The 22,716-nt window shown below is 42.8% G+C and carries 20 protein-coding genes; 6 read left to right on the top strand and 14 right to left on the bottom strand.

Annotated features, from left to right (window positions below; genetic code table 11):
- The first annotated feature begins 179 nt into the window (after window positions 1-179).
- On the top strand, window positions 180-1,085 hold the full coding sequence (locus tag OH463_RS09680; protein ID WP_033007657.1) for a homocysteine S-methyltransferase family protein: 906 nt from the start codon (window positions 180-182) through the stop codon (window positions 1,083-1,085).
- A gap of 5 nt (window positions 1,086-1,090) precedes the next feature.
- On the opposite strand, the gene OH463_RS09675 is transcribed toward OH463_RS09680, so the two are convergent.
- The 4 genes from OH463_RS09675 to OH463_RS09660 all read right to left on the bottom strand — a co-directional run bounded on the left by OH463_RS09675 (window position 1,091) and on the right by OH463_RS09660 (window position 5,689).
- Window positions 1,091-1,789 (bottom strand): DUF1223 domain-containing protein, encoded by a 699-nt coding sequence (locus OH463_RS09675; protein ID WP_005451746.1) that lies wholly within the window; start codon window positions 1,787-1,789, stop codon window positions 1,091-1,093.
- A 137-nt stretch (window positions 1,790-1,926) separates the two neighbouring features.
- The gene (locus tag OH463_RS09670; protein ID WP_005451745.1) at window positions 1,927-2,118 is read right to left on the bottom strand and encodes a hypothetical protein; all 192 of its coding nucleotides are present in this window, start codon (window positions 2,116-2,118) and stop codon (window positions 1,927-1,929) included.
- A 279-nt stretch (window positions 2,119-2,397) separates the two neighbouring features.
- Window positions 2,398-3,417, bottom strand: coding sequence for a TerC family protein (locus tag OH463_RS09665; RefSeq protein ID WP_017819595.1), 1,020 nt, complete (start codon window positions 3,415-3,417; stop codon window positions 2,398-2,400).
- A 529-nt stretch (window positions 3,418-3,946) separates the two neighbouring features.
- A complete protein-coding gene (locus OH463_RS09660; protein ID WP_050941251.1) occupies window positions 3,947-5,689 on the bottom strand; it encodes a bifunctional metallophosphatase/5'-nucleotidase in 1,743 nt (580 codons plus the stop codon).
- Window positions 5,690-6,226: 537 nt separating this feature from the next.
- Between OH463_RS09660 and OH463_RS09655 the strand changes: the two genes are divergently transcribed.
- Complete coding sequence (locus tag OH463_RS09655; protein WP_005451741.1) at window positions 6,227-7,861, top strand: DUF2813 domain-containing protein; 1,635 nt, start codon at window positions 6,227-6,229, stop codon at window positions 7,859-7,861.
- Between the two features lie 126 nt (window positions 7,862-7,987).
- On the opposite strand, the gene OH463_RS09650 is transcribed toward OH463_RS09655, so the two are convergent.
- Both OH463_RS09650 and OH463_RS09645 read right to left on the bottom strand, forming a co-directional pair.
- A complete protein-coding gene (locus OH463_RS09650; RefSeq protein WP_005451739.1) occupies window positions 7,988-8,467 on the bottom strand; it encodes a DUF1097 domain-containing protein in 480 nt (159 codons plus the stop codon).
- 297 nt (window positions 8,468-8,764) lie between these two features.
- Window positions 8,765-9,670, bottom strand: coding sequence for a LysR substrate-binding domain-containing protein (locus OH463_RS09645; protein ID WP_005441888.1), 906 nt, complete (start codon window positions 9,668-9,670; stop codon window positions 8,765-8,767).
- Window positions 9,671-9,956: 286 nt separating this feature from the next.
- On the opposite strand from OH463_RS09645, the gene focA reads away from it, so the two are divergent.
- Window positions 9,957-11,408: a formate transporter FocA gene (focA, locus tag OH463_RS09640; protein ID WP_005451736.1), complete on the top strand. Its 1,452-nt coding sequence runs from the start codon at window positions 9,957-9,959 to the stop codon at window positions 11,406-11,408.
- 125 nt (window positions 11,409-11,533) lie between these two features.
- Here the strand turns inward: focA and OH463_RS09635 are convergent, their stop codons facing one another.
- From OH463_RS09635 to OH463_RS09625, 3 genes are all read right to left on the bottom strand, one after another.
- Entirely contained in the window at window positions 11,534-12,103 is a 570-nt protein-coding gene (locus OH463_RS09635; RefSeq protein WP_005451734.1) for a YceI family protein, read from the bottom strand.
- On the bottom strand, window positions 12,100-12,639 hold the full coding sequence (locus OH463_RS09630; protein ID WP_017819592.1) for a cytochrome b: 540 nt from the start codon (window positions 12,637-12,639) through the stop codon (window positions 12,100-12,102). The genes OH463_RS09635 and OH463_RS09630 overlap by 4 nt, the downstream gene beginning before the upstream one ends.
- Before the next feature lie 174 nt (window positions 12,640-12,813).
- Complete coding sequence (locus OH463_RS09625; protein WP_009696700.1) at window positions 12,814-13,056, bottom strand: DUF2164 domain-containing protein; 243 nt, start codon at window positions 13,054-13,056, stop codon at window positions 12,814-12,816.
- Window positions 13,057-13,186: 130 nt separating this feature from the next.
- Between OH463_RS09625 and OH463_RS09620 the strand changes: the two genes are divergently transcribed.
- Both OH463_RS09620 and OH463_RS09615 read left to right on the top strand, forming a co-directional pair.
- Window positions 13,187-13,819, top strand: a complete 633-nt coding sequence (locus tag OH463_RS09620) for a hypothetical protein (protein ID WP_050937648.1) — start codon at window positions 13,187-13,189, stop codon at window positions 13,817-13,819.
- Window positions 13,820-14,016: 197 nt separating this feature from the next.
- Window positions 14,017-14,805 (top strand): EAL domain-containing protein, encoded by a 789-nt coding sequence (locus OH463_RS09615; protein ID WP_269991146.1) that lies wholly within the window; start codon window positions 14,017-14,019, stop codon window positions 14,803-14,805.
- A 30-nt stretch (window positions 14,806-14,835) separates the two neighbouring features.
- Here the strand turns inward: OH463_RS09615 and OH463_RS09610 are convergent, their stop codons facing one another.
- Together OH463_RS09610 and OH463_RS09605 are read right to left on the bottom strand one after the other, a co-directional pair.
- Window positions 14,836-16,089 carry a DEAD/DEAH box helicase gene (locus tag OH463_RS09610; RefSeq protein ID WP_017819590.1) on the bottom strand — a complete coding sequence of 418 codons (1,254 nt, stop codon included), beginning with the start codon at window positions 16,087-16,089 and terminating at the stop codon, window positions 14,836-14,838.
- Window positions 16,090-16,164: 75 nt separating this feature from the next.
- Window positions 16,165-16,761, bottom strand: a complete 597-nt coding sequence (locus OH463_RS09605) for an acyl carrier protein phosphodiesterase (protein ID WP_269991144.1) — start codon at window positions 16,759-16,761, stop codon at window positions 16,165-16,167.
- Window positions 16,762-17,370: 609 nt separating this feature from the next.
- On the opposite strand from OH463_RS09605, the gene OH463_RS09600 reads away from it, so the two are divergent.
- Window positions 17,371-18,801 (top strand): methyl-accepting chemotaxis protein, encoded by a 1,431-nt coding sequence (locus OH463_RS09600; protein ID WP_269991142.1) that lies wholly within the window; start codon window positions 17,371-17,373, stop codon window positions 18,799-18,801.
- A gap of 567 nt (window positions 18,802-19,368) precedes the next feature.
- On the opposite strand, the gene OH463_RS09590 is transcribed toward OH463_RS09600, so the two are convergent.
- The 3 genes from OH463_RS09590 to OH463_RS09580 form a co-directional block, all read right to left on the bottom strand.
- Complete coding sequence (locus OH463_RS09590) at window positions 19,369-20,037, bottom strand: HAD-IA family hydrolase (RefSeq protein WP_269991140.1); 669 nt, start codon at window positions 20,035-20,037, stop codon at window positions 19,369-19,371.
- A 240-nt stretch (window positions 20,038-20,277) separates the two neighbouring features.
- Window positions 20,278-22,032, bottom strand: a complete 1,755-nt coding sequence (locus tag OH463_RS09585) for an HD domain-containing phosphohydrolase (RefSeq protein WP_005451713.1) — start codon at window positions 22,030-22,032, stop codon at window positions 20,278-20,280.
- 72 nt (window positions 22,033-22,104) lie between these two features.
- The gene (locus OH463_RS09580) at window positions 22,105-22,614 is read right to left on the bottom strand and encodes a flavodoxin (protein ID WP_269991139.1); all 510 of its coding nucleotides are present in this window, start codon (window positions 22,612-22,614) and stop codon (window positions 22,105-22,107) included.
- Window positions 22,615-22,716 lie beyond the last annotated feature (102 nt).

Raw genomic sequence — 22,716 nt, 5'->3', positions numbered from 1 at the left:
CGAATTGAACGGGGTTCCAGTTGGAACCCCGTTTTCGTTTCTGCAGTCCTGCACCTTTTGTCTTATCTAGCTCACTACTTACTACCCACCTACACGACCTATCCTTTTCCGCTCGTCACTTTCGCTCATAGCCATTTTCATTTAAGGTTCAACAAGGAAGAATTAAGATGGACTGTAGTATGAAAAAGTTAACCATCCTTGATGGTGGTATGGGAAGAGAGCTGAAACGCATGGGAGCCCCATTCTCTCAACCACTTTGGAGCGCACAAGCTCTGATTGAATCGCCAGAATTCGTTTACCAAGCGCATAACAACTTTATCCACGCTGGCGCAGAGATCATCATTGCCAACAGCTACGCTTGTGTACCATTCCATCTGGGACAAGAACTTTACGAACAACAAGGTAGTGAACTAGCACGCTTTGCAGCCCAAATTGCTCGTGAATGTGCAGATAAGTCACCGGAACGCGTTCTAGTAGCTGGTTGTATTCCACCAGCGTTTGGGAGTTATCGACCAGATCTGTTCGAACCCAAATTAGGTGAAATCATTTTCAAGACTTTGTTTGAAGCTCAAGAAGATTATGTAGACCTTTGGCTAGCGGAGACCATATGCAGTTTAGAGGAGCTAAAGTGTTTACAAAGAGTCTTCACAAGCAGCATCAAACCTACTGTGTATGCCTTTTCTTTAAGTGATGACTCAGTGGAAACCGCGTTGTTGCGCTCTGGGGAAACCGTTATCCAAGCCATTGAGCATATTGCACAAAGTGCAGACAACACCAATACCATCAGCGTTTACTTTAACTGCTCGGTACCTGAAGTAATGGCAAAAGCGGTCAGTGATACCAAAGCAGTTTTAGACCAACACAAGCTCGATATTGAAATTGGGGTTTACGCGAACAACTTCACCGCAATCAAATCTAATCACGAAGCCAACAGCGCATTACAAGCGATGCGAGAACTCTCACCAGACGAATACTTAACCTTTGCAAAAGAATGGTATCAGCGCGGAGCTACCATTATAGGTGGGTGCTGCGGTATTGGACCAGAACACATCAAAGCGCTTTCGGATTGGAAGGCATCCCTCTAGTTCATTTATCGAATCTCACCCGCGACAGTCTGCACACGATTAAAGGTCCCAGGCTCAGTCACCCACGCCGCAACAGCATCAATGTTGTTGATGGGCTGATTGAGCTTAAACGTCCACTCTCCACTCTTTGAGCGCCCTTGTTGTTTCTCCAATGCAACGAAATTATGCTCTAGTACTTTCCCTCGGTTTTCACCGCGCTTAACTGGTGTGGTTTCATTACTTGAGAGAAACACAATCGTTGCATCATACGAGCCTTTCTCTTCAAACCGTAAAGAGAATTGGTTGCCAGAGCGCTCTAGTGTCAATGATTGGGCTTTTACGTTGTCGTTGCTGGGTAATACGCGCTTGCGCCAATTAAAAAAGCCGCGCCACTCTTCACTATCAACGACAAATGCTGGAGTATAGACACTCCCTACCGCGCCATAAGCGCGATACAAACGTTGCAGCTGAGAGAATTCAGGCTTTGCAAATTTGTCTTTCCAACCAAGATAGTCCCAATAATCAACGTGGTATGCGACAGGAATGTACTTTTCCCACAAATCAGGGCTGGATTGAAACGTAGAAAGGTATTTGTCTGCAGGTGGGCAACTTGAACAGCCTTCTGAAGTAAATAGTTCTATCACTTGTGCGGGCTGTCCTTCATGAACCCAACTTTGTGATGCAGAAAGACTGGTAATAGCAGCAAGTGCAATCGCGTTAATCATAGGCAGCTCCTTTTCTTTGATACTGACTATGACCGTACGAGCAAGAGATAGCTTTCAATGCGGTCTTAGGTGTAGCGATTTCAGATACAAAAATGCCGGCGATTAAGCCGGCATTTCGAATTCGCTTTCCATTCAGATTAACGGTACATACCGATGTCTTTCTGAATGTGTGCAGATAGGTCTTCTGCGTAGTAGCTGCGAGGTGCAGAGTTATCTACGAAAAGAATATCCAGTAAGTGAGCAATCAATCCTTTGAAGTTAACCGCGTAGGTCTTCTTATCCATAGAGGTTGGTAAAGCTACATTTGTCATTTGCATTGCTTGTGCCATGATTGCCTCTCTTTAAAAGCAGTAAATTGTTTTGTTGGTCGTATATTAGTCATTTTTTCTCTGAGCAAAAAATGACAAAATTTGGTTATTCAGATTAGTTTTTCTTATAAAACAATTCCGTTACAAACCATAAGAATACAAAATCCAACTAACCGCATACTTATTCAAAAAAGCGAATCTTTAGTTGAATAACTTGGATTTACACAGGTAAACCCAAGTTTATTTGCAACATTTAATTAACCAAATATTCTTTTAAAGGATTTTGAATTTACAAAATACTTAAGAGTTTTGATTAGTAATTTTAACGCTAGAGCTATTGGTTTCTTTGTTCTTATAGATAGAAGCAATAACCGCTGTCGTCATCACTGTCACTAGGAAAGTTAATGACCAAACCGTTGGGATTTCATATTGCGTACCAACCAGTAGCATCTTCACACCAATGAACATCATGATCACTGACAGCGCTGGTTTTAGGTACACAAACTTGTCCAACATTGCTTGCAGTACAAAGTACAGAGAACGTAAACCAAGCAGAGCGAACACGTTAGCTGCTAATACCAAGAACGGTTCACGCGTTACCGCAAAGATTGCAGGGATCGAATCCAGTGCGAACATCACGTCCATCACTGCAATCACACCAACAACGATCAGCATTGGCGTTGCAACCCACTTACCTGCTTGTTTCAAGATCAAGTGGTTACCTTGATACTCTTCTGTCACTGGTAAGAATTTACGAATGAACTGCTCAGGGTATGGGTTCACCTCTTCTTCTTCGCCTTTATCTCGCGCCAGTTTAATACCAGTCCAAATTAGGAATGCTGCGAATAGGTAAAGCACCCAGTGGTACTGAGCAAGCAATTGAGCACCTACTGCGATCATGATTGCACGTAGAACTAACGCACCAATCACACCCCACAATAGAGCGCGTGGACGCAAATGCTCTGGCACCTTGTATTGCGCAAAGATGATTGCGAACACAAACAAGTTATCGACACTTAACGATTTCTCAAGCAAGTAACCAGTTAAGAATGATATGGTCGCTTTTTCGTGTGTATAAACGCTATGAGGCGCGTAATAATCCCAAAAGAAATAGATAGAGCCTGCAAAGACAAACGCTAATAAGAACCAGAATACGCTCCAACCAATTGCTTTTTTCATGGTAATCACGCCGCCACGAGTCTGATAGATATCGAGGGCGACTAAAACCAAAGTAAATAGACCGAATGCACCGTACATTGTCAGTGATTCTTGTAGTGGAACAGACTGGGATAATTGGGTGGTATTTTCGATAAGAGACATGCTTCCTCCCACGCGGAAGGACATTATTCGGGCTGACCTTCCGCAAACAATACAAACCAGCAGTCACATTACCCATGTGTCTGCTAGCCAATGAATGCGTTGGTCTCGTTGAAGTGATCACGTGATGAATCAAGTGACACCTTTATTTACCGGATAAGCTGATGCTTAACGAGATGACGATAAATAAACTTGCGCTAACTACTCCCCAAACGCCGCCATCATACCCCTGCTTGCGTCGATCTCCAACAAAAAATCGTTATCGATAAAAACAAAGTATTTTGTGAAGAATGTTTATCAACATCATGAATTCAAGCCGGTTCAGATACAAAAAAGGAGCACTTATGCGCCCCTCATTTGTTGAATAGTCGATCTTTAAAAACCAGTTAGCGGTACAAAGTAAACCAGTGTTGACCAAACTGCGACCCAAGCAACGACAACCGCTGCGTCAGCCCAATCTTTTTTCCACATACTCTCTTCCCTCTTCATCGCATGTGCATTAGGGAGTGAGCAAAAAAGATACCAATAACGGTTATTGATTCTTCTGCGAGTAAAGTTTGTGACTTTGGTTCAAACAGTTTGGTTCGTCCGTTAGTAGTTCAACAAAGCAATCTGCCATGGAAAGATTACTGACAAAGCCTTCACCTTTCATATCCAGCAACGCTTCATAACCTTCTTTACCTTTCATAGTATAAGCAGACGAAGTACCACGGTACCAAAGCTCATCTTCCATCTCACACCAACGCTTACCATCAAAAATTTCTAGGTTTTTAATGCGTTGTCCTTTTGGCGCATCGGCTTGATATTCAAAGTTCAAATTATGTGTGTATGGGTAGCTACCAGAACCAGTGCCTTCAACACCATTGTTAAGTGCATTATTGATCGCGCCTTCCAATGCTAAACGAACAACTTTGCCTTGTACGTCATAAAAACCGATAGGAACGGCAAATGGCAACAATCGTCCGGCAACGTCTGCCACGGTAATATTTCCCGGATTGAGAGAAGTACGCACACCTCCCGCATTATGAATGGCAAATTGAACCTTGTGCCCACGCTTGTTAAGCGCATACAAGAATGAATGCGCTACTGCTGGAGCAAGTTCGCTTCCGCCAAATTCGTCAGGAATACGTACATGGCGCTTCTTCTCTGCCACATTTGCAATTACTTGTGATTGAAGCTTACGCACTCTTGGGATGTACTTATCATTTAAGATCGCTTGTGTCTCTGGGTGCTTTTTACAAACAACTACGTTTGGTTGACCATGAATAAAGTCACACGCTTCTTCAAACACACCTTGGTCAAGCTGCTCATTTAGTGTCGAATCCCAGAAAATGCGTCTTCCGAGTAGCAATTCATTTTGACCACTTAACATGGTCGCGGTGCCATTTTCATCAAATTCAAGAACACAATGCCCCATGGTTAATGCGTGATAACCAGCTTGAACGACATAAGTATCGTTTACCTTGACGCCATATGGGTCATCTTCGCCTAAGCCAATAGCGGTAAAGTTACCTTGTAACCTATGACTGTGACCACCGACTATGATGCCAATGCCATCCACTTGAGCTGCAAGCTCGAGATCCCCTTCATAACCTAAGTGGCTCAAAAGGATGATGTTTTTAATACCCGCTTGGTGGATGTTTTCAACAGTATGTTTTGCTGTTTCTATTGCAGAGATAAATGGTGTGTCGGCATCTGGGTTGGCAATATCGCTCATCTTGTCGATAGACAAACCAAAGATGGCAACTTTCTCTCCGTGAAATTCTTTCACCAGATATTGCGCGCTTTGAGTCTCAGTGTCGAAGCTCAATACGTTATCGCAATCGCCCATGCGGTGATCTTTAGTTGGCAATTCATTGGATAAGTCCCAGTTACCTGCAAGCAACGGGAAGTTGGTACGCTGACAAAACAAAGCAACCGGTTCATTACCCATATCAAGTTCATGATTGCCCAGAGCCATCGCATCGATGTTAAGCGCGTTTAATAGGTCGGCGTTTGCTTTGCCTTTGAATAACGAGAAGTACAGAGTGCCCTGAAAACAGTCGCCAGCGTGTAAAAACAACATGCCCTGACCTTGACGTTGGGCATCATCACGAAGCTGTTCTACACGTGTTGCGATACGTGAAAACCCACCAGCGCTCACGTAAGGCTCTAGTGTACGTTCGGTATCAATATTGAGTTTTAGCTGTAATGACGTTGGCTCAAAGTAGGAATGAGTGTCATTGATGTGTGCCAGTTTGATTCTGACTGGCTTATGATTTTTATTCATTGTCATCTTCTCTCTTTTCATTCCGAAATGCCCAAGTGACCTCAAGACGCAGTATTCAGAGCGATGTCACTGATTTAAGTTCAAGGAAAACGATGCAGCGTAATAGTCATCTATTTCCCAATTGTTTGACAAAGAAATTGAATCAGTGACACGCTCCCTTCGGGCGAGTTGACTTGGTTTGTATACGTTGTTAACGCTTTTTAACTTAGGGCCACTAGGTTTTCAAATCGTTGCCTAGTCTACAAACCAAGTCATTCTCGCTGAACTAAGCATCTCGAGGTTACTTGGACATCATTATTAGAACTGAATCATGACAGAATCATGAATTTTATGAAACAGAGAAATTGTCATTTCATTTTTACGTGATCAAGATTCATTTTGCGTACAAGTTTGAAAGTGACTTTACGCCTAAACGGTCTCTATTCATAGGATGAATGCTCTTAAATTTGTGAACTGAGCTTAACTTGCCATGATCAATTTCATATATGCTTATGAGGAGCAAAAGAACTCTCGATAATTCAAATAATTGCAAGGAGGAGTGAGATGAGACTAGAACGCATCGAAATCTCTGGGTTTAGAGGCATTAAACGCCTTTCACTCTCTTTTGACGAACTGACGACCTTAATCGGTGAGAACACTTGGGGTAAATCCTCCCTACTCGACGCCCTGTCTCTCGCCTTACCTGCAGATGGCTCTCTCTATCAATTTGAAATGACGGACTTCCACGTCGACTATTCCATCTCGCACCCACAAACACAGCATCTTCAAATCGTACTCTGTTTTAAATCTCAAGATAAACAAGAAGTGAATGCTGGACGTTATCGTCGCATTAAACCTACATGGTGCATCAACGAAGACAACGAACACGTCATTTATTACCGTTTAAGTGCCAGTAGAGATGGTCACCACATCACAACCAAGTACGCATTCTTGGACTGTGATGGCGAAGCGAAGCAACTGCATCATGCAGAGAAACTCGCAATTGAACTGATGACCCTTCACCCAGTAATCCGATTACGCGACTCACGCCGTTTCCCCGAACCCAATCACATTAATGGTGACAACAAAAATGCTCGTATAGAAAAACGCATTAATAATACCTGCCGTCGCCTGTTTGCTATGCCTGGTCATGTGAACAAAGGTGAAGTTCGCAGCAGTCTTGATTCAATGCACACGTTAGTCGAGCACTATTTTGCATTCCGAAGCGTGAAGAAAGGTCACCCGAGAAAACCGCGAGACGGTCTGTTCTATGCCAGCCCTTCTGCTGAAAAAGGGTTATCGCAGTTTTTGAAAGAGACGAATAACAAGCAAACTCGCTTACTACTTATGGGATTGTTAAACGCGTACCTACAAGCCAAAGGCCCGACAGACTTAAGACGTTGTGCACGTCCCATCTTGATCATTGAAGATCCAGAAGGTCGTTTACATCCTACTCATCTATCCCGCGCTTGGAGCTTGTTGCAACTGCTTCCGATGCAGAAGATTCTCACCACAAACAGTGCCCGTTTACTCGGCTCTGTACCGTTGGCATCGATTCGTCGATTAGTTCGTTTGTCAGATCGAACCATTGCAAAGTCACTCAACACAAACCGCTTTAGTGTCGACCAACTCCGTCGGATTGGCTTCCACATTCGTTTTCATCGTGCTGGTGCCCTATTTGCTCGTTGCTGGCTATTGGTTGAGGGTGAAACAGAAGTTTGGTTATTTAACGAACTGGCACGTCAATGCGGGTATGACTTAGCGGCAGAAGGCGTACAAATCGTTGAATTTGCCCAGTCTGGGTTGAAGTCTCTGATCAAAGTCGCCAAAGAATTTGGGATAGATTGGCACGTCGTCACTGACGGAGATCCTGCGGGTAAGAAATACGCTCATACAGTAAGAGCGCATTTGGATAACGACCAAGAACGCCATCGCTTAACGGAATTACCTGACAGAGACATCGAGCATTTTCTCTATAACAATGGTTTCGAACTTTTCTTTAAGGACATTATCAAAGTTCCTCATGAGCACCCAATCCCAGCAAAGAAAGTCGTAAATCGCGTTCTGAAGAAACAAGCAAAACCCGATCTCGCCTTAGCGATTGTCGCTCATTGTGAGGAACGAGGTGTAGATTGCATCCCTGTGTTACTGCGCTGGACGTTGAAACGTGTCGTTACCATGGCAAACGGAAACACCTAACAAGCGTATAAATAAAAAAAGCACACCAACCTGGTGTGCTTGTATCAAGAATCAGTAATTTTGATTAACTGTATTGAGCGGGATAAGTCTCAACACACAGCGGATACAAATAAGATCGGGGGTTCACTACTGTACTTGCTCAGCGAGCGAAGAAGTAGCGGCTGATTTCGCATGTAACCAAAGTCCTGTTGCTTTCATTAAGTAGCCAAACACGCCACCTAAAATCAGCGATGGCACTACAAGTTGCCAATTGCCGTCTGCAGCAAAAGTGGCGCATGAGCCAATGAAAGTGCCAGGGATGTACGCTAGCCAAGCTTGTTTCGCTTGAATACACATAAAGAACGCAACTACAGCAGTAATTACATAACCGATAATCTCTACACCTACGTAAGTTGAACCGTAAATGATTACCAACGCCCAAAATACGCCTGTCATATTGGTGATCAAACTTTCTGCTAGCCCTTTTAAGCCACTTGTCGGGGATGCAAAGTAACTTGTACAGCCAAGAAAGCCTGCCCAAGACAACAGACCAAGGGAGATAGCGATCCAGCCCCATACGCCAGAGAGAATGCCAGTTGTAATTGAAATTGCTAAAAGTGTGGTCATGGTATTCTTACCCGCTTGACTAGTTTCGTACCACTTGGTTCGAAAACTGCCTTCATACATTGAAATCAGGCAGTCAATACTAGGCACATCCCTCATTGACTTCGGTGATCAAGATCGCATTAACATCCTATAACGTTGCATGTTTTACACGTTAAATTTGACGCAACCGATAAATCAACAGATTTCGAAAATAACAAAATCACAATAAATTGGGCGAAATAAGCAATAGATGACAAAAAAGGCCCTGCACAATGCAGAGCCTTTACTAAGATGCGATCATTTTGTTTCGAATATCGCTTAAAGCACTGAAGGTTTGCCTTTCATCATGCGTAAGCCTTCACGTTTGATGCAGTCAACCAATGGGTTTTCCGCCATATCAGCACGCCATATAAACGATAATGTTCGATCCATCTTCAGATCAGGTACGTTCAGCGCAACCAAATCACCAGCTTCAATGTAACGTTCTACATCAAGATAAGGCAGGCACGTCAAATACTGACCATTGGATACCAAGCTTCTTAGAACTGGAACGTGTTCGTATTCACGCCACACGTCCAAATCTTCAATAAGATGGTGAATCGAACTATCAAAAATCTTGCGAGTACCAGAACCATGTTCTCGCAACACCCATTTCGCTTGTTCAAGTTGAGCTAAGCTCACTGATGAGTTACGCGCAAATGGATGGTGGGACGCTGCGACTACAGTAAGATGGTCTCGACACCAAATCTCTTGGTGTAAACGGTTATCGTCACAGCGACCTTCAATCACGCCCAGATCGTATTTGTAATCCAAGACTCCATCGATGACGGCCTGAGTACTCTGTACGCCTAAGGAGATACGCATCTCTGGAAAATCATTATCAATGATACTGATAAGGTCAGGAACTAGGTGTTCTGCAGGTGTTTGACTCGCGCCTAATCGAATGTGCCCACTCAACAAGTGTTGCTCGTAAAAACCCATTTCAATTTGTAGCGCGTCTTGCAGTAAACGCTTTGCTTTTGGTCTTAACCACATCCCCCAATGTGTTAAAGCCATTTGTTTGCCTTGCCTTTCAAATAAAGGTCTACCAAGCATTTTTTCCAACTGAGCAAGCGACATGCTCGTCGCCGATTGTGTCAGAGCCAGTTTATCCGCGGCCTGGCTTACACTGCCGGTATCTGCAACAGCGTCAAAAACCGCTAATTGCTTAAGTGAGTAGCGCAAAGTGTCCTCCCTAATTGGCGAGTATTCCCCATACTCTCGCAACCCCAAAATACATGCGTCGATACGCAATGAGGTTCATTTTACCTGCCTTTAAGAACTTATCAAATAATTTGATGAGGATTCTAAATATTATCAATTTTACCTGTAGCCCTGACCTGCTTAATCTCGATATGCGGTTCGGGAACACCGCAACAAAAAACAATAACACCTTCTCTTTCGAGTACAGAAAACGTCTCGATTTCATTAACCAAGGAGTTCATATGGAACCACAGACTAAGGAGTCATTATGGCGGTGACCAGCTCTCAAAATATCCAGTATTTCTCTCCAAAAGAAATGATGGCTGAAGCTGAGAAGTTTGCACTTAGTAAAGCAAACAAAACCAGCGGCATGACACTGGGTTTGGCAATTATGGCAGGCGCATTCATAGGTTTAGCATTCTTGTTCTACATCACAGTGACAACAGGTAGTGCGGATGCAGGTTGGGGTCTTAGCCGTCTTGCAGGTGGTTTAGCATTCAGTATGGGTTTGATACTCATCGTCATTTGCGGTGGTGAGTTGTTTACCAGTTCAGTGCTTTCGAGCATCTCATGGGCAAACAAACAAATCTCATTCGGCAAAATGTTGTCGATTTGGGGCAAGGTTTATGTAGGTAACTTCATCGGTGCAATGTTTTTACTTGCATTGGTAAGTGCGGCGGGCTTGTACCAAATGGATGCAGGTCAATGGGGCTTAAACGCACTCAACATCGCACAGCACAAACTACACCATACATTGGTACAAGCTTTTGCATTAGGCATTTTATGTAACTTATTGGTTTGTCTTGCAATCTGGCTGACATTCAGCTCGGCAAACGCTATGACCAAAGCAGCAATGACCATCATGCCAGTCGCGATGTTCGTTAGCAGTGGTTTTGAGCACTGTGTGGCAAACATGTTCATGGTACCGCTAGGTATCGTTATCGCAAACTTCGCACCGGAATCTTTCTGGACTGCGGTTGGTGTACCAGCTTCTCAATATGCAGATTTGAATGTCGGTCACTTCATCACTGCAAACCTAATTCCAGTGACTCTAGGCAATATCGTTGGTGGTGCAGTATTGGTTGGTTTAGCTAACTGGTGCATTTACCGTCGACCAGAACTTAAAGCAGCAAAAGTTGCATCAATTACAAACACTACAACACTCACGTCAGTTAAGGAACGCACTATGAAAAACGCATCGATTGTAAAAGAGATCATGAACCCGAGCCCAGTTACTCTGAGCGTAGAAATGCCAGTATCAACTGCACTAGATACCCTGTTGGACAACAATCTAATCAGTGCTCCTGTTGTTGACATTGAAAACCGTTTGGTTGGTTTCTTCTCAGCACACGACGTAATGGTTGAATTATGGTGCCAAGATTACATCCCAGCTCAAGAACAAAAAGTTGTCGATTTGATGAGCCGTGACGTAGTAGCAATTGATGCAAATGACCGCTTAGTCGACGTTGTTGAGTTCTTATGTATCGATAAAGAACAACTTTACCCAACGACGAGCATGGGCATGGCGACTCGCTTTACCTCTCTTTCTTTAGAAGAACGCGCGAAAAGTATCAAAGTAAGCAAGCCTCAAGTGCTGCCTGTACTAGAAAACGGTCTGATGGTTGGCGTGGTGACACGTAGTGAAGTTCTTAAAGCTCTTCGTCCGGTATATGGCGAGCGTCTAAACCTAGTTGAAGATAACGTTCTAGAAACAGCATAAAACTATTACAACCAGCAACTAACAACTAACAACTAACAACTAACAACTAACAACAAAAGTTGGCACCAATAAAAAAGCGCTCTATTTAGAGCGCTTTCTTTATTTATACACACAAGAGCAAGAAATTACTTCTTAATACCTTCGATGTGCAATTCCATATCAACGTAGCTCGATGAGCCCATTACAGGGATTTCGAAATCAGCAAGCTCAAGACGGGTTTGACCAATGAAGCCCGCACGCTCACCACCCCATGGATCGTTACCCGCGCCAACAAATTCTGCTTCGATTGTGATTGGCTTAGTGACACCGTGAAGAGTGAGGTCACCTGTTACATCTAGCTTACCGTTGCCTTTGTCTACAACTTTTGTACTCTTAAACGTAGCTTCGCTGTATTTACCTGCATCGATGAAATCACCGCTACGGATGTGTTTATCACGCTCTGCATGGTTTGAATCAAGGCTAGTTGTATCAACCACTACGTTTACTTTCGAATCAGCAATGTTGTTTTCATCAAAAGAAAAGTCACCAGAAAATGTATTAAAACGACCTTTGATGAAACTGTAACCTAAGTGGCTTACTTTAAAGTTAATAGATGCGTGAGCGCCTTTCGTATCGATAACGTAATCTGCAGCGTTAGCACCAAACGGTAGTGCCATAGCGATTGCTAGTCCTGTAGCGAAAAGTGACTTTTTCATTTTGAAGCTCCTAACATTTTTCTTAATGTGTTGTCTTTATCGATAAAGTGATGTTTTAGTGCAGCAGCGGCATGCATACCAGCCATTAGGATTACAGCCCAAGCTGCATAGAAGTGAATTTCACCCGCAATATCTGATTGACCGGGAAATAACTCCCCTGCGCCTGGTACCGTAAACCAATTAAAAACTTCGATACCGCGACCATCAGATGTTGAGATGAGGTAACCTGAAATAAAGATAGTGATGAGCAATAAGTACATCACACCATGTGCCGCCTTTGCTGCAGCCACTTCATAAGGTTTACCTTCTACTTTTGGTGACGCCGTCACATGTTTCCACACGATGCGAGCCAAAGTAAGTATTGCCAATAGAATGCCCACAGAGCGGTGATAATGTGGCGCCGTACGATACCATTCGCTGTAGTAGCTAAGGTCGACCATCCACAAACCCACAGCAAACAAACCGATGATGCAAAGTGCTGATAACCAATGCATAAATCGTGCAGGTAGGTTGTAGTTCTTTACCAGTGTTTCCATCTCACGTTCCTAGATATGTTCCTAAGTTGATGTTGAGCAAGAAACACAACATTAACTTATTTACCTTGTATGAAACAGATTATTTACCATCCTTTACATCTAACCAATATTGCTTGTTAAAACATCTTGTTCGAAAAATTTGAAGGAACTTAAAATCGTTTGTAAAACGTAAACTTAGATCTGAACTTCTTGTTCTATTTCATACAGTTCATCGCTCATTTCTAACATACGCCGTTCAATTACTGTTTTTGCATCTTCAATCCCTTTGTTGTAATAGATCGGTGCGAGTTTTTCTGTGATGAAATCAATCAAAAATTCGCTGTCAAATTGCCCGATTTCAAGGCTCAGTTCGTCCTGCATGTAATCTTGAATGGCTGTCGCCAATGTTTCTTTTTGTGCTCTTTCTAGTTTGATCATATTTTACCTACGGAACTCTATTCTCAATTTTGATGTTTAGATCAAGAAGTTGCCTATCTAAATTAGTCTATCCTAAAAGGACTATGCTAACCTTTCGCCGTTCATATTGTTAACCGTTAAGGGATATTCTTTGCTACTCGACTTAGTCATTCAAAGTGTCAATGATTTTCAGGACGATTGTCTCAAACTGTGTGAGAAGCATTATCCTGCGGTACATAACCAAGGTATGAGTGAACACCATCTCGGTCTTGCATTTACACGACGTATGGAGCACACATTTCGTCACTTTGGTTACAGTAGTATCATCAAACCAATTGAAGTACTTGATGCCCCAGATTTACCTCACCATTATCGCATCTCATCTGAAATTGGTACGGTCTGGGTATTAAGCCATCATATGGTCAGTGCAGGCAATTCATGCCGCGAAAACCTACTTTCTTCTATCACTGAATGGCAAAGTGAGTACGGCTATGCATTACAGCCGAATGACTTACTATTTTTGGTGAGCGATCATTGGATCAGCCGTAGTAAAACCAGTCGAGAGTTATTACATTGGTGGATGGGTGAGCTACCTGAGCCAATTAATGAATATACCGAGCAAGGCATCACATTGTTTACCAGCGAGTCACAGCTTACCCATTCCCTGGATACGCGCTTTGGTATCAGCCCTTGCTACATTAAATTTGGACATCCTTTGCGCCGCTCAAACAAGCAACAACTGGTCAGAAAGTACCTTCAACTGTACGCGGTTTTACAGTGGTAACATCAAATTGCAACAGGTAGATTATCAGCCTATTCATCTATTTGTTTGAGGCTGATCGATATTTCCATTCAATACAAGCTAACTCTCTTGCCTTGACCCCTTCAGCACAATTAGATTCGACTTACTGAAGTAAAACTAGATGCACAACAATCAGTTAGGCATCAGTGAAAGTATCTTGGTCTAGGTTACAAACAATAATGATGAGTATCTCGCAGCTACTGGGCTGCATTTCAAAACAATTAGATGGACAATACGTCGCACAATATAAGCAACTGACGTTGAGAAGCGTATTTCAACCCATCTATCAGAAAGATCTTTCTATCATCGGTCTTGAGGCGCTGGTACGTATCAGCAATCAAGATGGGCTCATGATTAGACCAGACCAATTCTTCCACTCAACGAGCATCTCCAGTGAAGATCAAATCAATGTTGAGCGCTTAAGTCGACTCATTCACATCAGCAATTTCGGTCAGTCCAAGTTTAGCAATAAAAAGCTGTTCTTAAATGTCTTACCAAAAGCAGCTGAGATGCTGGCAAAAGACGTGTCTTATAGTAATTTGCTAAATCAATCCATCATCGAAGCCGGCTTGCGCCGAAAGCAAATCGTCATGGAGTTAGTTGAACTTGATGCAAGTGATGAAAACTTCCTCTACAAAGCTACGAAAGAGCTCAGTGATAATGGCTATATGCTTGCCATTGATGATTACGGAATTGATGCCTCAACGATTGAGCGCGTTAGATGCGTAAAACCGAGCATCATAAAAATAGATCGATCGTTGCTATTGAGGTACGAAAATGGCGACTTTTCGTGTTTGATGGAAGCACTCTCGCTAGCGAGAGATGTGAACTCAAAAACCGTTATTGAAGGAATTGAAACCGAGCATCAACTTAACTTAATGAAAAAACTCGGTTTCGATATGTATCAAGGCTACTTATTAGCGATGCCTCAAACGCTTGAAGCGTACCAAGAAGCAAAGACTGCGTAATCAAGGTTATTGATAATCGCAATCACCTTTTTATTTTCGGTTTTTTCCGCGGTTTTTATGGATTGCCAGTTTTGCCTTCATCTTACGTTTTTCAGCAGAACGACTCTTACGACGACCACCACTATTACGCTCAGGTTCAATTTCTTCTATTAAGCTTGGTTCAAAGCCTTCTAACCACTCTTGCGGTAAGCGTTGGTCAAGCAGGTTTTCAATGGCGTGCAATAGATACTCTTCATCACGACTCATCAAAGAAACCGCAAGACCAGATTTACCCGCACGTCCCGTACGACCAATACGGTGAACGTAGTCTTCCGCCTTAAATGGCATATCGAAGTTAACGACTTGCTCAAGTTGTTGAATATCTAAACCGCGAGCGGCAACATCAGTTGCAATTAACGCACGTACTTTACCTTCTTTGAACTCGTCAAGCGCACGCTGACGAGCACCTTGAGATTTATCTCCATTGATAGAAACCGCTTTAATGCCATCCAGTTTAAGCTCTTTAGCCAATTCGTCACTGCCTTGCTTAGTCTTGGTGAATACCAATACCTGCTGCCAGTTACGTGAACCAATTAAGTACGCTAGCAGTTCGCGTTTACGCTTCTTATCGACTGGGTAAACCATTTGTTTCACTGTTTCTGCCGTCGTATTTGCTGGTGATACTTCCACTTCGACCGGAGAATCCATCAATTTGTAAGCAATGGTTTTAATGCGCTTCTCAAACGTCGCTGAGAAAAGCATCGTCTGTTTCGTTTGTGGTAAACGACGAAGGATACGTTGCAGATCAGGCCAAAAACCCATATCCAACATACGATCCGCTTCATCCAAAACAAGGATGCCTGTTTTAGAAATGTTTACGTTGCCATTAAACAAATGGTCAAGTAGGCGCCCCGGTGTTGCGATAAGGATGTCTGCGCCCTCTTCAAGCTTTTTCTTTTGTACGCCAATACTCGTGCCACCGTAAACACACACTATTTTAAGATCAGTATTTGCTGAGTATTGCGTGAGGTTGTCCATCACTTGCTGAGCCAGTTCTCGAGTCGGCACGAGAATCAGTGCTTGCGGCGTGCCATTACGTTTCTGTTGCTGAACAGTCTGGATGATTGGCAAGCCAAATGCCGCTGTCTTACCTGTACCGGTTTGTGCAGCAGCAAGCAGATCTTTACCTTCCAGTACGTGTGGAATCGATTTTTCCTGAACAGGAGTCGGCGTAACAATATTCAAACCACCTAGGGTCTCAACCAACGGTTGTTCAATGCCAAGATCAGCGAAATTAACGGACATGATAAACCTCTTAATTTTTGGAGCGCAGAGTTTACCAGAGCGCCTTTGGGCATACTACCTTTAGCAGTCAATGCGTTATGAATTAATTAGCTGTTGATGATACTCAGCAGATTGACTCAACACATCTCGATACAGCGCAGCAAACTTCCCTTCCAATTGTTCATATTCATTATCCAGAACCTCAAACGTCGTCGTGAGGTCTGCCATACGCGGCGTTCTTTGCGACATCCGATGAAGGGCAAATTCGATGTTTTCTAAGTATTGATAAGACTGCAACCAACCACCACTCCACATACGACTATGTAACAACAAAAATCGTGGAGGAAGTTGTTCTGATATTTGTTCATTCACTTGAAGATAAGCATATTGAACAAAGGAATCTAAAGATTGCTCGCTAAAAGAATGCCAATGCTTGGCTAAACAGTGGTCCCAAAACATATCAAGAGCGATAGGTGCAAAGCGTCGTGCAACGCTAGTAAAGTGTGGTTTGCATTCTTCGACAATAGCGTGGTGATCGGTGATACGATCCACAAAACGATGGAGTTTAATACCATTGGAAATATCAGCTTGATATTGCTTGCTTGGATCTCCCTTTACGAAATCTCCAAGCAAGTTTCCCATTAAATGGCTATTACAGTGATCTGCAATATGCAGGTGGGCTAGAAAGTTCATTAGACGCTGTGAGTGGCCTTTTGGCTCGTCTTACATGAACTTAGTATAACGTCTGTAGTGACGCGGTGAGAGTACTAATTGTACTTATTCGGCTTCTTCTTCTGAGCCAATGTAGTCCGACAAGATAATACCGATTTCGAGTGCATCAAGCATCTCTAGGCATTCGTCGTTTTGGTATTGGTCGCTCATTGTGACCTCCTTTGTGTTACATCTCCTGAAGCATTCATGCTTCGATTCTACTGCCATAACTTCTTCTTTATCGATGACAGCAACTCCTTTTTATAGCCTTTATATGACACATTCATGACAGCGAAAAGTAAAGTTTTGGAAAGCTATGACAGAAATCATAAGTAAACGTTTGCGGTCAATATTCTCAAAAAACCAGACACCAACGTCAAAGCACTACCATTTCATATGCATGCAATTGTCAGATTTTAATTAGTTTTCTGTCATTAATGGATATGATGTACCGTTATAGGTGGCTTCAGATCTCATATTTTGAAATCGATTAGCCACTTGTTACATATTTTGCTGATAAGCCGCGCATATTTTGTTTCGATATAACTATAAGTTTGTTCAACACCGTTTTCATCTCAAATGGAGCTATAAATGAGAGAAGTTGAGTTTAGAACGATAGACAGATTGTTTATCAAAATGTCTATCAACGACAAAATGTGGGTCATTTTCCTTCTGTTCCTAGTGACTTTAACTTCAGTGGCAGGCAGCCGCTATTTCAATGACATTCAACAATTTGAGCAGCAGTCGATCATTGCTGCGCAAGCTCGGCTTTCGGGTGTGGTCGAATCACAACCAGATAGCCTACGCAGCATCAATGGCGTTGTGAACGTAAGCTCGGTCAACGATGCGAAGTTTGAAAACGGTACGGTGACCGTTTATTCTTCATTAAAATCAGGTCAAGCTATTCAACTCACTGAAAACTTATCTAGCCAATATCAACAAGCGAAGTCAGGGGCTTTAACTACGTTCCTTCTAAGCTTACTTTGGGCTGTACCGTTCGCCCTATTCTCTTATTGGGTAGCAACCTTTATTGGTGGTGCTTTGTGGGTGTTGTACACAACAACTGAAAAGATTGGCGACGGCGATTTAACGTCACGATTAGGTTTTCATCCAGGGCGCGATGAGTTCGGCACTATCGGTTGTGCGCTCGATAAGTCAATGGAGACTCTGACCGAGCTAGTAAACAGCGTAAAAGATAACGCAAATACCCTAAGCGAAACATCGGCTTCCTTCGAACAAGATATGAAGCTAAGCGAAACGCAAATCGCACATCAATACCAGACATTAGATTCTGTTGCGACGGCAATGGAAGAAATGACAGCATCAGCCAAAGAAGTATCGAGTGTTTCTCAGCAAGCAACGCTTCAATCAGACCAAGATGCGCAACAGATTGAGAACAGTCGTAACCGCGTACAGAGTGTTATCACCGAAATTGAAACTTTATCGAGCTACATTGAGCAAGCGTCAGCTTCTGTTGGCAGCTTGAACGAAAACACAACGCAAATTAACGACGTTATCACCACCATCAATGCGATCTCTGAGCAAACCAACCTACTCGCACTAAATGCAGCCATTGAAGCGGCTCGCGCTGGCGAACAAGGTCGTGGCTTCGCTGTGGTTGCTGATGAGGTTCGAACACTTGCAAGTCGCACCCAACAGGCAACGGTTGAAATTCAAGCTATGATTGAGAAGCTCCAGGTCGAGAGCCAAAACATTGCTTCTATTACAGATCGTACCGTTCAACAAGCGCAAACTAGTAGCCAACTGATTGATGAAATCGGTGGTGATGTAACAGCAATTGCTGACTCAGCACGTTCACTGATGGATATGAGTATTCAAATCTCAACCTCTGCAGAAGAACAAAGCGCAGTAGCAAACGACATTGCATCTGAACTGTCAGACATTCGTTCTCAATCTAATACGATCAGAGAAGTAGCAGAACAATCAACAAGTGGGGTTGCTGCGTTAACGCAAGCGTCTGTCTCACTTGGTGAAGTATTGAAACGCTACCGCACAGCATAATCGAAATTAAGACAAAAAAGGGCTCCGAGCAAGGAGCCCTTTTTATTTGTTGTGGATTTTATTGTTATACCCAAGTGACTTCAAGATGCAGGGTTCAGAGCGTTGTCATTGATTCGAGAGCAAGGAAAACAACGCAAGGTACTATGTAACCTGGATGCACTTGTAACTTTGATGCACTTGTAACTTTGATGCACTTGAGTATACAAATTTTGCTAATCAAGCATTATCTGGATATCAAATCACTTTACTTTGAAGTGAATCGAAATAATTCTCTGAACTTGATGAAAGAATGTTCAAAGGTTAGACGTTCCGCTATTCTAGATATTGCCAATAAAATTTGCTGCTGGTGAACAATATGAATAATTACAACAAAACAAAAGACACTGATGATCTTCAGTGTCCCCTATGCCAATGCGATGAATATATGATTTCATCAGATGGCGAAAAATTCACATGTGCTTCTTGTGGATTCCATACAAAAAACTTTTCATCTATCCAATGCTTGCATCAAACCCCGTTATTACAAACTAAATTCAAACACATCCATAGTTTAAGCAATGTTTGTCACTAAACTGAGCAGCCTAAGAGCTGCTCTTTTAGTTCATCAAGGTGTGAAATTTGAATAACGCGCTCATCGTTTACTAGATTAATCGGTGCGCCGTTATAAAGCTGAATGGTTCTTACGCCTGCATTTAAACCAGCTTCCACTCCTTTAGGCGTATCATCAATGTACAAGCAATCACTAGGGAGAAAGCCCATATTCATTGCGCTGTACATAATGAGATCCGGTTCCGGCTTCCAACTGTTCGCATCAAATGCAGAAAATACTTTGCCTTTAAATGCGTCCAATAGCCCTGTCAGCTCTAGTGAATACTCAATCTTGTCTTTAGGACCATTAGAAGCAACACAATATTCAATGTTGTGTGAATCTAAGAACTGAATGAGTCGTTTTGCCCCGTCCATTGGTTGCAAGTGACGCACAAATAGCTTTTGTAACTCTTCTCTATATTGCGGTTCAAGAACATCAATAGAGGCATTTACGCTCATCAACTCTTTCGCATCACGGAGAATGTCTGCCAACTTACCGCCTTTAAAATGCTCGACACACTCCTCGAAGCTCATTTCAGCGCCATACTGGCTAAACACGTTCACCAATGCTTGGCAGCACAAACGTTCACTGTCTACCAAGGTCCCATCACAATCGAATATGACGCATTTAATATTGTTAATAGCCATACGCCAGTCCCCCGCCAACGAATATTACACACTCTGCTGTTCAATTAAGTTTGAACTTATTGACTTATTTATTTGTACTAAATATGTATACTCATGATAGGTAAGTTTAGAAATGTTTAAACGACAGACTTGGCATTTCGTAGAAATGAGAAAGAGCAATTAACATTTTTTTAAGCAAGATCACCGAATGAAGCCCCAAAATTAAGAAAGATGAAACTTCATTTAGCGTGGTAATTAGCATTAAACTTCGTTATCTGGGTACAAATAACGCACTTCTATAAAATCATCCAAATTATTTAACAGAAGTTGAGTCAAGACAGGGTCGAAGTGTTTGCCCTTTTCTTGCCTGAACAGCTCGACGACCTCTTCAGTTGTCCATGCGCGTTTGTAACATCGCTCGGTAAATAGAGCGTCAAAGACATCTGCAATCGCAACAATGCGCGCAAACAAGTGGATATCTTCACCTTTTAAGCCATTTGGATACCCAGTTCCATCCCAACGCTCGTGATGTTCGTGTGCGACGATGGCTGCAAGTTTGGTGATTTCACCTTCACGATTATTGAGTAACTCAAAGCCTTTCGTAGTGTGACGCTTCATGATCTCCCATTCATCTGCATCCAACTTACCTTTTTTATCTAGGATGGATTCAGGTACAGAGATTTTCCCCACATCATGCATTGGACTTATGACTTCAATCATTTCCACTTCGCGATGGCTAAGACCATAAAATTCCGCCAGAGTGGCAGATAGTCTCGCGACGCGCTTTACGTGCTGCCCAGTTTCCCCAGATCGGCATTCAATCGCCTCGCCCAATATGTGAATCATTTCCTTTTGAACACTCAACGTTCGCTTTTGTAGCGTTACAATCTTTCGATTCTTTTGGTCAATGACTTTACGTTGGCGCATGGTCATAAACTGACTGACGATGACCAGAAACAACAGAATAATCAGCGCACAAGCAAACAAGAGCAATTTGATGTTTACTTGAATCGCCGGTGGTGGCGCATTAATGATGTGTGCGCTTTCAGGAATATCGTAACGGCTGATTCCGTATTTTTGGATAGCAGTAAAATCGAGAACGGCCTCGGATATCAGCTCATCATCCACTTTGGTCATGGACAACCCCAATTTCCCAGCCATCAACTCAGCAGCCTCGTAGCCGTATTGTTCAGAGCGGTTGACAAAACCACCTAAAATGCCCGGTTCTTCGAGGTACATTTCCCACAGAACAAAAACAGGAGCGGCGCTTTTTGCACCAATAACATGCGCCACTTGTTGATAAGAGTGGTAATGCCCTTGCTCTGCCTCTGTATTAAAATGAGTGAGTAGAACCGCATCATTTGGGCTTATGTTCTCTAGTTGCTTTGATGCGTCATCAAGGGTTTCATCACGTAGCTCGATTAGGTTGATCTGAGGAAACTTTTTCATTTCCGCAACGACACGCTCATGAATAAGCTCAGACGTCATGCTACGATCAGCTAAGTAATAAAGGTTCTTGATTTGAGGACGTAGCTGGTTGATAAGCAGAATATTTTCGGCGACTCGGTCTTGTTCATAAAGCACGCTACCAGAAGAACTCAACGTATCAAGCGTGGCGTCCGCGTCATTTATTCCAACCGCTACGAGAGGGGTAAAACGTTCATCATTCGCAAGGTATCGCTTTGCAAACTGCAATGCGGCATCGTCAGAAATGATGACACCATCAAATTCATAGTCTTTGTATTTTAACTTAAGGTAATTGGCCATCCGTCTAAAATAGCCATCGGTATGCACTCGCTTTGCATCCAGATATTCAATCGACAGCTTTACTTCGCTGTTCGTTTGTTTGAAGCCCTCTTCTATGCCTTTTTGAATATCACTGGTCCATTGATATGAAGGCTCATAGGAGTGTAACACCAGTACTCGTTCGATTTCCCAATCAGTATTGTCAGCATTGACTGCGGCCGTCCCTAGGCACAACAAAAGACCCAATAAACGCGTCAAACGCTTAAACATGTTTTACCCAGCCGAGAAAAAGAAGATTTTGCACATTCTAAACATCGATTCCCTTCAGGGAACCGATATCGATCAATTTTCAATGACTATTGTTTCACTCAACTTTTGATCGTGGTTCAGCTTTTTTCCTAAATCACAGACAAACTGGCGTTTATCTAAATTTTGAGAAACCACTAAATCAGAAATAAGGGTGTTGCCTTCATATTGACTTACAATCGCGGCACCAACCGGTTCCCCTTCTTTAAATCCGACATACAACTCAAATTCTGGTGTAAGGATGATTTGGGTAAGGAACTCAACAATCATTTCTTGTTCGTGCTTGTCTGTCCAACGCTGCGATTGAAGAATTGAAAACATCACGGTAAGTCGATGAAAATCAACTAAGAATATGTCTTCTACCGATAAGTTTGACTCATTGTCTAAGAGCAACGTATTACGACTCACCTCGTAGGTTTTCTGCTCAAGCATACGATTGTAAATTTCACGACCTTCCAAACTTTCTTTAGTAGGGAATTCAACTTCTACTAAATCATGCAGCCACTCGTTTTTTCTTTTAATGCTTTCTAACTGTTGTTCGTTCATTTTCTTACCTTAAGCGCTGCTAGTTCAATTTTGGACAGCGTAAAAAAGACAGGACTTTGATTAGAAATGTAGTGCTCACCTGCTCTGGAGCGGTACATTAGC

The sequence above is a fragment of the Vibrio sp. NFR genome, assembly GCF_027587095.1.
In the GTDB taxonomy this organism is placed as follows: Bacteria; Pseudomonadota; Gammaproteobacteria; order Enterobacterales; family Vibrionaceae; genus Vibrio; species Vibrio harveyi.
This window is presented reverse-complemented; position numbering and strand designations above follow the sequence as displayed.